At 66.0% G+C, this 14,058-nt stretch carries 10 protein-coding genes; 9 read left to right on the top strand and 1 reads right to left on the bottom strand.

The features are described from left to right. The first annotated feature begins 231 nt into the window (after positions 1-231). From L810_RS32160 to truB, 9 genes are all read left to right on the top strand, one after another. Positions 232-1,134 carry a LysR family transcriptional regulator gene (locus L810_RS32160; RefSeq protein ID WP_021162406.1) on the top strand — a complete coding sequence of 301 codons (903 nt, stop codon included), beginning with the start codon at positions 232-234 and terminating at the stop codon, positions 1,132-1,134. A gap of 74 nt (positions 1,135-1,208) precedes the next feature. Then, positions 1,209-2,411: a pyridoxal phosphate-dependent aminotransferase gene (locus L810_RS32155; protein ID WP_042977020.1), complete on the top strand. Its 1,203-nt coding sequence runs from the start codon at positions 1,209-1,211 to the stop codon at positions 2,409-2,411. Positions 2,412-2,683: 272 nt separating this feature from the next. Then, the gene (scpB, locus tag L810_RS32150) at positions 2,684-3,715 is read left to right on the top strand and encodes an SMC-Scp complex subunit ScpB (protein ID WP_042977016.1); all 1,032 of its coding nucleotides are present in this window, start codon (positions 2,684-2,686) and stop codon (positions 3,713-3,715) included. A 60-nt stretch (positions 3,716-3,775) separates the two neighbouring features. Beyond that, positions 3,776-5,533: a 23S rRNA pseudouridine(2605) synthase RluB gene (gene rluB / locus L810_RS32145; RefSeq protein WP_021162404.1), complete on the top strand. Its 1,758-nt coding sequence runs from the start codon at positions 3,776-3,778 to the stop codon at positions 5,531-5,533. A 458-nt stretch (positions 5,534-5,991) separates the two neighbouring features. Beyond that, entirely contained in the window at positions 5,992-6,450 is a 459-nt protein-coding gene (gene rimP / locus L810_RS32140) for a ribosome maturation factor RimP (RefSeq protein ID WP_014897219.1), read from the top strand. Then, positions 6,450-7,925 carry a transcription termination factor NusA gene (nusA, locus tag L810_RS32135; RefSeq protein ID WP_006476166.1) on the top strand — a complete coding sequence of 492 codons (1,476 nt, stop codon included), beginning with the start codon at positions 6,450-6,452 and terminating at the stop codon, positions 7,923-7,925. Before rimP ends, nusA begins: the two co-directional genes overlap by 1 nt. Positions 7,926-8,016: 91 nt before the next feature. Further along, the gene (infB, locus tag L810_RS32130) at positions 8,017-10,944 is read left to right on the top strand and encodes a translation initiation factor IF-2 (protein WP_021162403.1); all 2,928 of its coding nucleotides are present in this window, start codon (positions 8,017-8,019) and stop codon (positions 10,942-10,944) included. Between the two features lie 114 nt (positions 10,945-11,058). Further along, positions 11,059-11,457, top strand: a complete 399-nt coding sequence (gene rbfA / locus L810_RS32125) for a 30S ribosome-binding factor RbfA (protein ID WP_021162402.1) — start codon at positions 11,059-11,061, stop codon at positions 11,455-11,457. A 13-nt stretch (positions 11,458-11,470) separates the two neighbouring features. Beyond that, the gene (truB, locus tag L810_RS32120) at positions 11,471-12,403 is read left to right on the top strand and encodes a tRNA pseudouridine(55) synthase TruB (RefSeq protein ID WP_021162401.1); all 933 of its coding nucleotides are present in this window, start codon (positions 11,471-11,473) and stop codon (positions 12,401-12,403) included. Positions 12,404-12,488: 85 nt separating this feature from the next. Here the strand turns inward: truB and L810_RS32115 are convergent, their stop codons facing one another. Further along, positions 12,489-14,048 (bottom strand): DHA2 family efflux MFS transporter permease subunit, encoded by a 1,560-nt coding sequence (locus L810_RS32115; protein WP_021162400.1) that lies wholly within the window; start codon positions 14,046-14,048, stop codon positions 12,489-12,491. Positions 14,049-14,058: the final 10 nt, after the last annotated feature.

Genomic DNA, 14,058 nt, shown 5'->3' with positions numbered 1-14,058 from the left:
CCGCTTGGCAGCGAGCTAACGGCTAAGTCAGCTAGGGGCGTATAAGACGCCAAAATAACCCGCCAGCAAATCGGGACAATCACCAATCTTGTGCAGTTCGCCCGCACCGCGTGCGTTCGCATCGGTATTGCACCGCAGCGAAACATGGGGGCAGATGCCTGATTCGCACATCGACACCGGAATCGCGCATTAAAATCGCGCATCGATATCGACGATTGATGAGGTCGGGAAATGAACGTCACGCTGCGCCAGCTTCGCGTCTTCATCGAGGTCGCGCGGCTCAGGAGCTTCAGTCGCGCGGGCGATGAAATCGGGCTCACGCAGTCCGCGGTCAGCCGCTGCGTGCGCGAGCTCGAGGCCGAGCTCGGGTTGAAGCTGATCGACCGCACGACGCGCGACGTGCAGCTGACCGATGTCGGCGCGAACCTGATCGCGAGTGTGTCTCGTCTGCTCGACGATCTCGACGACACGCTGCGCGAGATTCGCGAAATCGGTGAGCAGCGCCGGGGTCGCGTGATTGTCGCGGCCAGCCCGACGATCGCATGCCGGCTGATGCCGCGCGTGGTTGCGTCGTGCGAGCGCCAGTTCCCGTTCGTGACGCTGGGCTTGCGCGACGACGTGCAGAGCGACGTGTTGCGCAAGGTGAAGTCGAGCGAGGTCGATTTCGGCGTCGTGATCGGGCCGCTCGCGGTTGGCGATCTCGTCTGCGAACCGCTGATGACCGATTCGTTCTGCCTTGTCGCGCGTGCCGACCATCCGCTCGCGGCGCGTGCCGAGGTGCCCTGGACGGCGCTGGACGGCGAGCGCCTCGTGCTCCTCGATCATGCGTCGGGAAGCCGGCCGCTGATCGATGCCGCACTGGCCGCCCACCGTGTCAACGCGACGGTCATGCAGGAGCTCGGGCATTCGGCGACCGTGTTCGGCCTCGTCGAGGCCGGCGTCGGTGTGAGTGTGCAGCCGTGGTTGTCGCTGCCGCTGCCGGCCGGCTCGACGCTCGTCGCGCGGCCGCTCACGCCGCGCACCGAACGCACGGTCGAGCTGGTGCGCCGCCGCGACAGGTCGTTGTCGCCTGCCGCTCAGGCGATCTGGGAGCTTGTGCGGCAGATGCCGGCGAGGGCGGAGGACCTCGACTGACGCGCACCCTCGTGCGCCGGTCCGGCTTGGGGCCGGTACACTACGCGGATCGTGTTCCTCGATGGTGGTGCTCGATGGCGCATTCTGCAGATTCTCTTTCGGTGTCTGGCGCGCTGGCGGCGCGCGATGTGGTGCACGCGCTGCGTCCGTCGCTGATCCGGGAAGTGGCAAACGCCGGCTTCGGCGTGCCGGACGTGCTGCCGTTCTGGTTCGGCGAATCCGATCGCGTGACGCCGGACTTCATCCGCGACGCCGCGACGGCGGCGCTGCGCGACGGCGAAACCTTCTACACGCACAACCTCGGTGCCGCGCCGTTGCGCGACGCGATCGCGGCCTACGTCAGCGCCCGTCACGGTGCGACGGCGGCCGACACCGTGGCCGTGACGAGTTCGGGCGTGAGCGCGCTGATGCTGGCCGCGCAGTTGCTGGTCGGTCCGGGCGAGCGCGTCGTCGCGGTTACGCCGCTGTGGCCGAATCTCGTCGAGATTCCGAAGATTCTTGGTGCGCGGGTCGAATGCGTACCGCTCGGCTATGGCGAGGCAGGCTGGCAGCTCGAGGTCGGGCGGCTGCTTGCGGCGCTGACGCCCGATACGCGGATGCTGCTGATCAACTCGCCGAACAATCCGACCGGCTGGACGATGTCGCGTGACGACCAGCAGGCCGTGCTCGCCCATTGCCGCCGCCACGGCATCTGGCTGGTTGCCGACGAGGTGTACGAGCGGCTTGCGTTCGGTGCGGACGGCGCGCCGTCGTTCCTCGACATCGCGTCGCGCGACGAGCGGGTCGTTGTCGTGAATTCGTTTTCGAAAGCGTGGGCGATGACGGGCTGGCGCCTGGGATGGCTCATCGCGCCGGCAGCGGTGATGGGCGACCTGTCGAAGCTCGTCGAATACAACACGTCGTGCGCGCCGGGTTTCGTGCAGGCCGCGGGTGAGGTCGCGCTGCGCGATGGCGAGCCGTTCGTGCGGTCGTTCGTCGCGGCGCTGCGTGATGCGCGCGATCACCTGGTTGCCGCGCTGCGCACGCTGCCGGGCGTCGAGGTGCCGCCGCCGCCGGGCGCGATGTACCTGTTCCTGCGCCTGCCGGGCGCGGCCGACAGTCTGGCGTTCTGCAAGACGCTGGTGCGTGAAGCGGGGCTCGGCCTTGCGCCCGGGCGCGCATTCGGTCCGGAAGGCGAAGGGTTCGTGCGCTGGTGCTACGCATGCGATCCGGCACGACTCGACGCGGGCGTCGAGCGGTTGCGCAGCTTTCTCGCGCGCGGATCGGCCACCCGTTGAAGCGGGGCCGGAGCGGATTCGGCGCGCTGGCGGCAGCCGGTTCGGCTCATCTTTACGCACCGGGCAATTTTGCGTAATATGGCGCTCAGTCACGCGGTTCCGTCGTTGAGCCGTGCTGTTCCGTCCGGTTTGGGCCTGGCCTGAAGTTGGTTCGCCGCCCCCGGTTCGTGCTCCCATCAATATGACCGATCAGAATCGGGCGAGCGCGTCTTCCGTTCCTTTCGTCTGTTTGTTGATCCGGTTCGTTTGACCACAGGGTCTGGCCTAGCTGCATGAATACCCAAGAGGCGAAGATCGTCCTCGAGACTGCTTTGATCTGCGCGCAGGAACCGCTGAAGCTCGGCGATTTGCGCAAGCTCTTTGCCGACGGCGTGTCGGCTGACACGGTCCGCACGTTGCTCGAAGATCTGAAACAGGATTGGTCCGGCCGCGGCGTCGAACTGGTGGCGCTGGCGACCGGATGGCGCTTCCAGAGCAAGCCGGCGATGCGTCACTATCTGGATCGCCTGCATCCCGAGAAGCCGCCGAAATATTCGCGCGCGGTGCTCGAGACGCTCGCGATCATCGCGTACCGGCAACCCGTCACGCGCGGCGACATCGAAGAGATTCGCGGTGTCACGGTCAATACGCAGGTGGTCAAGCAACTCGAGGATCGCGGCTGGATCGAAGTGATCGGCCATCGTGACGTGCCGGGGCGCCCGGCGCTGTATGCGACGACCAAGCAGTTTCTCGACGACCTCGGCCTGAAGGCGCTCGATGATCTGCCGGCGCTCGAAGAGCCGGCCGCGAACATCGAGGCTGCGCTGCTGGCGCAGCAGGCGATGGATTTCGACGGAGACATGTCGATTGCCGACGACGCAGCGGGAGACGCCCCGCAGGCAGGCGAGGCATCGGCCGGCCAGCCGGCAGGAGTGCCGGGCGATTCCGCGGCGGACGTCGTGCCGACGCAGGAAATCGCGAGCCGCGATACGCTCGAGGCTGATCGCGGGCAAGCGGAACAATTGGAACAGGCTGGCGCCGAAGTAGTGCCGGCCGGTGTGCAGCCCGAGCCGCTGCGCGCGGATTGGAGCGAGGAAGATCGCAAGCCGGCCGCCGAAGCGGTTGCCGGAGACGGAACGGAAGCGGCCGGCGACATGCCCGGTGAGGCTGGCCAGGCCGACGCCTCCCGTTCCCGTCCCGCGGACGGCGAGATGCTGGACGACACGTCCGACAGTCTCGCCGATGCCGTACGAAGCGCCAGTGCACCCATCGGTGTCGACGCGCTGCCGGACGACGAAGCAGAACCCGAACAGCGTCGCGCCTGAACGCGGCCAACTTCTTGCCGCGCCCGCGCCGGGCGCGAGACCTGACATTTTGAGGTTGTTTTGACAGATATCCACGATATTGAATCGTCCGCGCCTGCCGTGCAGGCAGCGCGTGCCGACGATGCACCGGAGCAGGGCGCTCCGGCCGAGGGTGGCGACGAGCGTCCCCGCCGCGGTCTGCGGCGAGGCCCGCGCAGCCTGATCGCGCGACGTCGCGCGGCGGCCAAGTCGAAGGGCGCCGAAGGCGAGCCGCAGGGTGGCGAAGACGCTGACGCGCAGCCGGCCGAAGCCGCCGAAGCGCAGCAGCCGGCACGTGCGCCGCGCAAGGAAGGCGCGGCCAAGGGCGGTCGCAAGCCGGCCGGCAAGCGCGAAAGTGCGCCCAAGGCCCAGGGCGGTCAGGGCCGTCGTGGCGGCGCATCGAAGGCTGAAGGTGGTGCGGCGAAGACGGAAGGCGATGCGTCCCAGGACGAACTGTTCGCCTACGTGACGTCGCCGGCATTCGACGCCGACAATTCCGCGGGCGGTAGCGGCGTGCGCGCGCCGATGCTGCGTCGCGGCCGCAATCAGCCGGCGAACAAGCGCGTGCTGTCGCCGGACGACGACGCGCCGAAGCTTCACAAGGTGCTGGCGGAAGCGGGCATGGGCTCGCGCCGTGAGATGGAAGAACTGATCGTTGCCGGTCGCGTGTCGGTGAACGGCGAGCCCGCGCACATCGGCCAGCGCATCATGCCGACCGACCAGGTGCGGATCAACGGCAAGCCGGTCAAGCGCAAGCTGCCGAACAAGCCGCCGCGGGTACTGCTGTACCACAAGCCGACGGGCGAGATCGTCAGTCACGCGGATCCGGAAGGCCGTCCGTCGGTGTTCGACCGCCTGCCGCCGATGAAGACGGCGAAGTGGCTCGCGGTCGGCCGCCTCGACTTCAATACCGAAGGTCTGCTGATGCTGACGACTTCGGGTGACCTCGCAAACCGCTTCATGCATCCGCGCTACAGCGTCGAGCGCGAATACGCGGTGCGCGTCGTCGGCGAGCTGGCCGAAGGCATGCGTCAGAAGCTGCTGCATGGTGTCGAGCTCGATGACGGCCCGGCAAACTTCCTACGCATCCGCGACGGCGGCGGCGAGGGTACGAACCACTGGTATCACGTCGCGCTGGCCGAAGGCCGCAACCGCGAAGTGCGCCGGATGTTCGAGGCGGTCGGCCTGATGGTGAGCCGCCTGATCCGTACGCGTCACGGCCCGATTCCGCTGCCGCGCGGCCTGAAGCGCGGCCGCTGGGAGGAGCTCGACGACACGCAGGTGCGCAAGCTGATGGCGACCGTCGGCCTGAAGGCGCCGTCCGAGGAGAAGGGCAAGCGCGGCGGTGCCGGCCAGGCCGAGCGTCGCCAGCCCGATCCGATGCAGACATCGATGGGCTTCATCAGCCGCGAGCCGGTGCTGACGGCGCACGGGCAGCTGGATCAGCCGCGTCGCGGCGGCGGTCGGCGCGGCGGGCCGGGTCTGCCGGGCCTGAGCGGCTACGGCAGCCTGCCGGTTGCGCCGTCGGGTTATGGCAATCGTGCCGGCGGCGGCCGCGATGGCAACCGCGCGGGCGGTGGTCGCGACGGCAACCGCACGGGTGGCGGCCGTGATGTCGACGGCAACCGCGCGTCGTACGGCGCAGGCCCCAAGCGCGAAGGCGCGGGCGCCAAGCGCGGCGGCAGCAAGGGCGGCGGCAATCGCAATCCGAACGGCAATCGGGCCGAAGGCGCCGGCAACGGCGGCGGTCCGCGCGGCGGCGGCCAGCGTCAGCAGCGCAGTCGTACGCGCAGCCGCTAAACATATATTGGCGCACGGCGGCACAAGGCCGCCGGCGTGCCGGCCCGATCGGCATCCCGCCGATTTTTGCCGGCACGGCGTATTGCGCTGATGGCTTTCGACTATATATAGTCGCGTGCCGCTGCGTCGCAGCCGGCATGACCGATCTCCGGCCTGGCAGGATGGTGCCGGCTGATCGGATAACCCGATTTCGCATTTTTGGGTCGGTAAAGGCAGGCGACACGCTGCATTTACCGGCTGGCTTGGCGTTTGCGCCAAAAATCGCTATAATCGCGGAGTCGCTGGGCGTACGGATTCAATGTGCGGCTCAGGTGCGACCACCAGTAAGAAGATGGGCGTTCCGCCCATTTTTTTTTGCTGAAACGGTTAGGCATCTCGGGTAGCGCTTCCTGCGCCGGCTAAGGCGCGCGCCCGCGGGTGAATCGCGAGCGGCGGGCGCGAACACCTGAGAGGACACTGTGCAACTGACGGAACTGATAGAAACCACGGTCACCGGGCTCGGCTACGAGCTGGTGGATCTCGAGCGCACTGGGCGCGGCATGCTTTGCATCTATATCGATCAGCCTGCCGGCATCTCGCTCGAAGATTGCGAAAAGGTCACGCGTCAGCTCCAGCACGTCTTGACGGTCGAAAACATCGATTACGAACGGCTCGAAGTCTCGTCCCCGGGGCTCGACCGCCCGTTGAAGAAGCTGGCCGACTTCGAGCGCTTCGCCGGCAGCGAAGTTTCCGTGACCTTGAAAAAGCCGCTGGACGGGCGCAAGACGTACCGGGGCATTCTGCACGCGCCGAATGGCGAAACGATCGGTTTGGAATTTGAGAGGAAGAAGGGCGAGGCGGCCATGCTGGATTTCACGCTGGCCGATATCGACAAAGCCCGCCTGATTCCGCAAGTTGACTTTAGGAGCCGCAAATAATGAGTCGCGAAGTGTTGATGCTGGTGGATGCGCTGGCGCGCGAGAAAAACGTCGACAAGGATGTGGTGCTGGGCGCCCTCGAGGCCGCGCTCGCATCTGCTTCCAAGAAGCTGTTCGACGAAGGCGCCGAAATCCGCGTCCATATCGATCGCGAAAGCGGCGAGCACGAAACCTTCCGTCGCTGGCTCGTCGTGCCCGACGAGGCAGGCTTGCAGGAACCGGATCGCGAGATCCTGCTGTTCGAAGCACGTGAGCAGAAGCCCGACGTCGAAGTCGGCGAGTATGTCGAGGAACCCGTTCCGTCGATCGAGTTCGGTCGTATCGGCGCGCAGGCCGCGAAGCAGGTGATCCTGCAGAAGGTGCGCGACGCCGAACGCGAGCAGATCCTGAACGATTATCTCGAGCGTGGCGAAAAGATCATGACGGGTACGGTGAAACGCCTCGACAAGGGCAACTTCATCGTCGAATCGGGCCGTGTCGAGGCGCTGCTGCGCCGCGATCAGCTGATTCCGAAGGAAAACCTGCGCGTGGGCGACCGCGTGCGTGCGTACATCGCGAAGGTCGACCGCACCGCGCGCGGCCCGCAGATCGAACTGTCGCGTACGGCGCCCGAGTTCCTGATGAAGCTGTTCGAGATGGAAGTGCCGGAAATCGAGCAGGGCCTGCTCGAGATCAAGGCGGCTGCCCGCGACCCGGGCGTGCGCGCGAAGATCGGCGTCATCGCGTACGACAAGCGGATCGATCCGATCGGCACCTGCGTCGGTATCCGCGGTTCCCGTGTGCAGGCCGTGCGCAACGAGCTCGGTGGCGAAAACATCGACATCGTGCTATGGTCGGAGGATCCCGCCCAGTTCGTGATCGGCGCGCTCGCGCCGGCAGCTGTCCAGTCGATTGTCGTCGATGAAGAAAAGCACTCGATGGACGTCGTCGTCGACGAGAACGAGCTGGCTGTCGCGATCGGCCGCAGCGGTCAGAACGTTCGTCTTGCTGGCGAACTGACCGGCTGGCAGATCAACATCATGACGCCGGACGAATCCGCCCTGAAGCAGGGTGAAGAACGCGACCGGCTGCGTGCGCTGTTCATGGCGCGTCTCGACGTCGACGAAGAAGTTGCCGACATCCTGATCGACGAAGGCTTTACGAGCCTGGAAGAGATCGCGTACGTGCCGCTCAACGAAATGCTCGAAATCGAGGCGTTCGACGAGGACACCGTGCACGAACTGCGCAACCGCGCACGCGACGCGCTGTTGACGATGGCGATCGCGAACGAAGAAAAGGTCGAGAACGCAGCGCTGGATCTCAAGAGCCTCGACGGCATTACGCCGGAGCTGCTCGCGAAGCTGGCCGAACACGGCGTGCAGACGCGCGACGATCTCGCCGAGCTGGCTGTGGATGAACTGGTCGACATGACCGGGATGGAAGAGGATGCCGCTAAGGCGTTGATCATGAAAGCACGTGAACACTGGTTCCAGTGAGAAATGACCATGGCGCACTGATTTGATGGCGGCCGTATGGCCTGACCCGATGCTAACCGCAAGGAATCGGTCCTTGCACTAAGAGGAATGAATGGCGAGTAACAACGTAGCCCAATTTGCCGCGGAACTGAAAATGCCTGCTGGTGTGCTGCTCGAACAGCTGCAGGCAGCGGGCGTCCAGAAAGCGAGTGAAGACGATGCGCTGTCCGAAACGGACAAGGCGCGTCTGCTCGATCATTTGCGCAAGTCGCACGGCGCAACCGACGGCGACAAGCGCAAGATCACGCTGACCCGCAAGCATACGTCGGAGATCAAGCAATCTGACGCGACGGGCAAGGCTCGCACCATTCAGGTCGAGGTCCGCAAGAAGCGTACGTTCGTCAAGCGCGACGACGTGGCCGAAGGTGCGGAACAGGGTCAGGCGCAGGTCGCCGAAGCGGACGACGATGCAGAACTGAAGCGTCGCGAGGAAGAAGCGCGCCGCGAGGCCGAGCTGCTCGAGAAGCAGGCGCAGGAACTGCGCGAGCGTCAGGAGCGCCTCGAGCGCGAGGAAGCGGAACGTCGTGCCCGCGAGGAAGCGGCCGAAGCCGAGCGCCGTCGCGCCGAGGAAGAAGCGGCGGCGAAGCGTGCCGCGGCCGAAGCTGCGGCGGCACAGCAGCAGGCAGCCGCGCAGCAGGCTGCTGCAGCCGAACAGGAAGCGGAGACTCCGCAATCGACGCAGTCCGCGCAGGACGAAGCGCGCGCAGCCGCCGAACGTGCGGCGCAGCGCGAAGCGGCGAAGAAGGCTGAAGACGCTGCCCGCGAGGCAGCGGACAAGGCGCGCGCCGAGCAGGAAGAGATCAGCAAGCGCCGTGCGGCGGCAGAAGCCGAAGCGCGTGCGATTCGCGAGATGATGAACACGCCGCGCAAGGCCGTCGTCAAGGCAGTCGAGCCGCCGAAGCCGGTCGAGCCGCCGAAGCCGGCCGAAGCGAAGGGCACGCTGCACAAGCCGGCAAAGCCGGAAGGCGCGCAGGCGCGTCCGGCCGTGAAGAAGCCGGCCGGTGCGGCACCGGCAACGACGCAGGCGCCGGCAGGCGCGGGCGACCGCAACAAGAAGCCGGGCGCAGGCAAGGGCGGCTGGCAGGACGACGCGTCGAAGCGTCGCGGCATCAAGACGCGCGGCGATTCGAGCGGCGGCGTCGACCGCGGCTGGCGCGGCGGCCCGAAGGGCCGTGGCCGTCACCAGGACAGTGCATCGTCCTTCCAGGCGCCGACCGAGCCGATCGTCCGTGAAGTGCACGTGCCGGAAACCGTGTCGGTTGCCGATCTCGCGCACAAGATGTCGATCAAGGCCTCCGAAGTCATCAAGGTGATGATGAAGATGGGCCAGATGGTCACGATCAACCAGGTGCTGGACCAGGAAACGGCGATGATCGTCGTCGAGGAACTGGGCCACCGCGCGGTTGCCGCGAAGCTGGACGATCCGGAAGCGCTGCTCGTCGAAGGCGAAACCGGTACCGACGCAGAGCAACTGCCGCGTCCGCCGGTCGTCACGGTGATGGGTCACGTCGACCACGGCAAGACCTCGCTGCTCGACCACATCCGCCGCGCGAAGGTTGCCGCAGGCGAAGCGGGCGGCATTACGCAGCACATCGGCGCGTATCACGTCGATACGCCGCGTGGCGTCATCACGTTCCTCGATACGCCGGGTCACGAAGCGTTCACGGCAATGCGTGCACGCGGCGCGAAGGCGACCGACATCGTGGTGCTGGTGGTGGCAGCCGACGACGGCGTGATGCCGCAGACGAAGGAAGCCATTGCCCACGCGAAGGCGGGTGGCGTGCCGATCGTCGTCGCGATCAACAAGATCGACAAGCCGGAAGCGAACCCCGATCGCGTCAAGCAGGAACTGGTCGCGGAAGGCGTCGTGCCGGAAGAATACGGTGGCGATTCGCCGTTCGTGCCGGTGTCGGCAAAGACGGGCGCGGGCATCGACGATCTGCTCGAGAACGTGCTGCTGCAAGCCGAAGTGCTGGAGCTGAAGGCACCGGTCGAAGCGCCGGCCAAGGGTATCGTGATCGAAGCGAAGCTCGACAAGGGCAAGGGCCCGGTCGCGACGATCCTCGTGCAGTCCGGTACGCTGAACCGCGGCGACATCGTGCTGGCGGGTACGGCCTACGGCCGTGTGCGCGCGATGCTCGACGAGAACGGCAAGCCGACGAAGGAAGCCGGCCCGTCGATCCCGGTCGAAATCCAGGGTCTGTCGGAAGTGCCGGGCGCAGGCGAGGAAGTGATTGTGCTGCCGGACGAGCGCAAGGCGCGTGAAATCGCATTGTTCCGTCAGGGCAAGTTCCGCGACGTGAAGCTGGCGAAGCAGCAGGCCGCGAAGCTGGAAAGCATGCTCGAGCAGATGGGCGAAGGCGAAGTGCAGAACCTGCCGCTCATCATCAAGGCGGACGTGCAGGGCTCGCAGGAAGCGCTCGTGCAGTCGCTGCTCAAGCTGTCGACCGACGAAGTGCGCGTGCAGATCGTGCACAGCGCGGTGGGTGGCATCAGCGAAAACGACGTCAACCTCGCAACGGCATCGAAGGCTGTCATCATCGGCTTCAACACGCGTGCGGATGCACAGGCGCGCAAGCTGGCCGAAGCGAACGGCATCGACATCCGCTACTACAACATCATCTACGACGCAGTGGATGAGGTGAAGGCGGCAATGTCGGGCATGCTGGCGCCGGAGAAGCGCGAAGTCGTCACCGGCATGGTCGAGGTGCGCCAGGTGTTCAAGGTGCCGAAGGTCGGCACGGTCGCCGGCTGTATGGTCACGGACGGGATCGTCAAGCGCTCGTCGTCGGTTCGCGTGCTGCGCAACAACGTCGTGATCTTCACGGGCGAACTCGAATCGCTGAAGCGCTTCAAGGACGACGTGAAGGAAGTGAAGCAAGGCTTCGAGTGCGGTATGTCGGTGAAGAACTTCAACGACGTCATCGAAGGCGACCAGTTCGAAGTCTTCGAAGTGACCGAAGTCGCGCGTACGCTGTAATCCTCGCGCATCGGCTCATGGGCGGGGCAGGCTTGGGCCTGTCCCGCCCATTTTCATGGTGGCGCGCCAACACTGGCCGCCGCTTCATCCTGATAAACGGATCACGGATCGATCATGTCCAGGAAACGTACTTCCCCCAATCGCAACGTGCAGATCGCCGACCAGATTCAGCGCGATCTGTCCGAACTCATCATGCGCGAGGTCAAAGACCCGCGCATCGGCATCGTGACCATCCAGAGCGTCGAACTCACGCCGGATTATGCGCACGCGAAGGTCTACTTCACCGCGTTGACCGGCGATCCGGCCAAGACGCAGGAAGCGCTGAACCACGCGTCGGGTCACTTGCACAACCTGTTGTTCAAGCGCCTGCACATCCATACGGTGCCGACGCTGCATTTCCACTACGACCAGACGATCGAGAAGGCCGTGGAAATGTCGCGCCTGATCAAGGAAGCGAACTCGACGCGCGCGAAGGACGACGACGAGGCCGACGCGGCTACCAAGGACGACTGAGCTCGACCGGCCTATGACGACTGCAGCATCCCAACGTCCGCGCGTGCCCCGGCGCGTGCTGGACGGTGTCCTCCTGCTCGACAAGCCGGTCGGCCTTTCGAGCAACGATGCACTGATTCGCGCGAAGCGCCTGCTGCTCGCGAAGAAAGCCGGTCACACCGGTACGCTCGATCCCCTGGCTTCGGGTTTGCTGCCGCTGTGTTTCGGCGAGGCGACGAAGTTCTCGCAGGATCTGCTCGAAGCGGACAAGACCTACGAAGCGACGATGCGTCTCGGCCAGCGTACGGCTACCGGCGACGCGGAAGGCGAGGTGATCGACACGCGCCCCGTCGAATGCGACCGTGCGGCGGTGGAAGCCGCGCTGGTGCGCTTCACCGGCGAGATCGTGCAGGTGCCGCCGATGTATTCGGCGCTCAAGCGCGATGGCAAACCGCTGTACGAATATGCGCGCGCGGGGCAAACCGTCGAGCGCGAGGGCCGCAACGTGACGATCCTCGCCCTCGACCTGCTCGCGTGCGACCTGCCTGACGTGACGTTTCGCGTGACCTGCACCAAGGGCACTTACGTGCGCACGCTGGCAGAGGATATCGGCGAGGCGCTCGGTTGCGGCGCGCATCTGACGATGCTGCGGCGCACGGGCGTCGGTGCGCTGACGCTCGAGCATGCGGTAACGCTCGATGCGCTGTCCGATGCCGACGAGGCGGCGCGTGATGCGTGGCTCCAGCCCGTCGATGCGTTGCTGTCGACGTTTCCGCTGGTTCGTCTCGATGAAACCAGCGCGAAGCGGTTCCTGCACGGCCAGCGTTTGCCGCTGTCGTCGCTCGACCCGATCGATGCGGCCGAAGGCGGGCGCGTGCGCGTCTACGACGCGACTCGCCTGCTCGGCGTGGCCCGCAAGGCAAACGGCGTACTGGCGCCGGAGCGGCTCGTCGTCACGGCAGCCTGACGCAGCCGCGCGAACGCGCACCCGTCGGAATGAAAAAGCCCCGCTTCACGAAGCGGGGCTTTTTGTTTGCGTCCAGGCAGCGTGTTCAGTGTGCAGCCGATGCCGCGGCACCTGCATCGCCACCGCCCGAGCGCTCGGGCTTCGTGATCCAGATCAGCCCGATCAGCAACACGAAGATCGCCGCCGAGATGTAGAACAGGTCGTTCACGCCGAGCTGCGCGGCCTGCTGCGTGGCCAGGTTGTTGATCAGCCCGTGTGCCTGGTCCCGCGTCAGCCCGAGGTTGCCCATCTGCGTGACGGCCTGGTTGAACGTCGGGTTGTAGACGTTCGCCTGCTCGACCAGTTGCGCGTGATGGAAGTTGTTGCGATGGTCCCAGGCCGTCTGGAAGATCGACGTGCCGATGCCGCCGCACATGATCCGCACGAAGTTCGACAGGCCCGATGCCGCGGGAATGCGGTGGCCGGGCAGGCCCGACAGCGTGATCGATACCAGCGGGATGAAGAAGCCGGCCATCGCGATGCCCTGTACGAGCGTCGGCAGCGTCAGCGACCATTCGTCGACCCCCGTCGTGTAGCGCGACCGCATCCAGAAGCACAGCGCAAACGTCAGGAACGACGCCGTCGAGATAAAGCGCGGATCGGTGCGCGGCAGGTACTTCCCGGTGAGGGGCGACAGCAGGATCGCGAACAGCCCGACCGGCGCCATCACGAGACCGGCGTCGGTCGCCGTGTAGCCGATCTGCGTCTGCAGCCACAGCGGCAACAGCACGAGGTTGCCGAAGTACAGGCCGTACCCGATCGACAGCGCGACGGTGCCGCCGGTGAAGTTCCGCATGCGGAACAGCGACAGGTCGACGACCGGGTGCTCGGCAGTCAGTTCCCAGATGACGAAGAACGCGAACGCGATGACCGCGGTCAGCGCGAGCACGATGATGGTCGTCGACGCGAACCAGTCGAGATCCTTGCCCTTGTCGAGCATGATCTGCAGCGAGCCGACCCAGACGACCAGCAGCGCGAGGCCCACGCCGTCGATCGGGGCGCGGCGCACGGCCGATTCCCGATTGCGGTAGATCGCCCACGTCGCGGCGGCGGCGGCGATGCCGACCGGGATGTTGACGTAGAAGATCCACGGCCACGAGTAGTTGTCCGAGATCCAGCCGCCGAGGATCGGGCCGGCAACGGGCGCGATCAGCGTCGTCATCGCCCATAGTGCGAGCGCCATCGGCGCCTTGGCGCGCGGATAACTCGACAGCAGGAGCGCTTGCGACAGCGGAATCATCGGGCCTGCCACCGCGCCTTGCAGCACGCGCGACGCAAGCAGGAACGGCAGGTTGGGCGAGAGCCCGCACATCCACGACGAAATCACGAACAGGATGATCGACGCGAGGAACAGGCGAACCTGCCCGAAGCGGTCGGTCAGCCAGCCGGTGAGCGGCACGGAGATCGCGTTCGCGACTGCGAACGACGTGATGACCCACGTGCCCTGGTCGGACGACACGCCGAGGTCGCCCGAGATGGTCGGGATCGCGACGTTCGCGATGGACGTGTCGAGCACGTTCATGAACACCGCGAGCGATACCGCGATCGTCCCGATCACGAGCTGCCCGCCCTGCAAGGGCGGGTGAGAGACAGGTGCCTGTGCCATGTCGGTTGTC

It is taken from the genome of Burkholderia sp. AU4i (assembly GCF_000466765.1).
GTDB classification, from domain to species: domain Bacteria; phylum Pseudomonadota; class Gammaproteobacteria; order Burkholderiales; family Burkholderiaceae; genus Burkholderia; species Burkholderia cepacia.
Note: the sequence above shows the minus strand (reverse complement) of the source record. Positions and strands in the feature narration are given on the sequence as shown.

Coding starts and splice junctions, on each gene's coding strand:
- truB (WP_021162401.1), top strand. CDS start 11,471: ATGACGACTGCAGCATCCCAACGTCCGCGCGTGCCCCGGCGCGTGCTG.
- L810_RS32115 (WP_021162400.1), bottom strand. CDS start 14,048: ATGGCACAGGCACCTGTCTCTCACCCGCCCTTGCAGGGCGGGCAGCTC.
- infB (WP_021162403.1), top strand. CDS start 8,017: ATGGCGAGTAACAACGTAGCCCAATTTGCCGCGGAACTGAAAATGCCT.
- scpB (WP_042977016.1), top strand. CDS start 2,684: ATGAATACCCAAGAGGCGAAGATCGTCCTCGAGACTGCTTTGATCTGC.
- L810_RS32160 (WP_021162406.1), top strand. CDS start 232: ATGAACGTCACGCTGCGCCAGCTTCGCGTCTTCATCGAGGTCGCGCGG.
- rbfA (WP_021162402.1), top strand. CDS start 11,059: ATGTCCAGGAAACGTACTTCCCCCAATCGCAACGTGCAGATCGCCGAC.
- L810_RS32155 (WP_042977020.1), top strand. CDS start 1,209: ATGGCGCATTCTGCAGATTCTCTTTCGGTGTCTGGCGCGCTGGCGGCG.
- nusA (WP_006476166.1), top strand. CDS start 6,450: ATGAGTCGCGAAGTGTTGATGCTGGTGGATGCGCTGGCGCGCGAGAAA.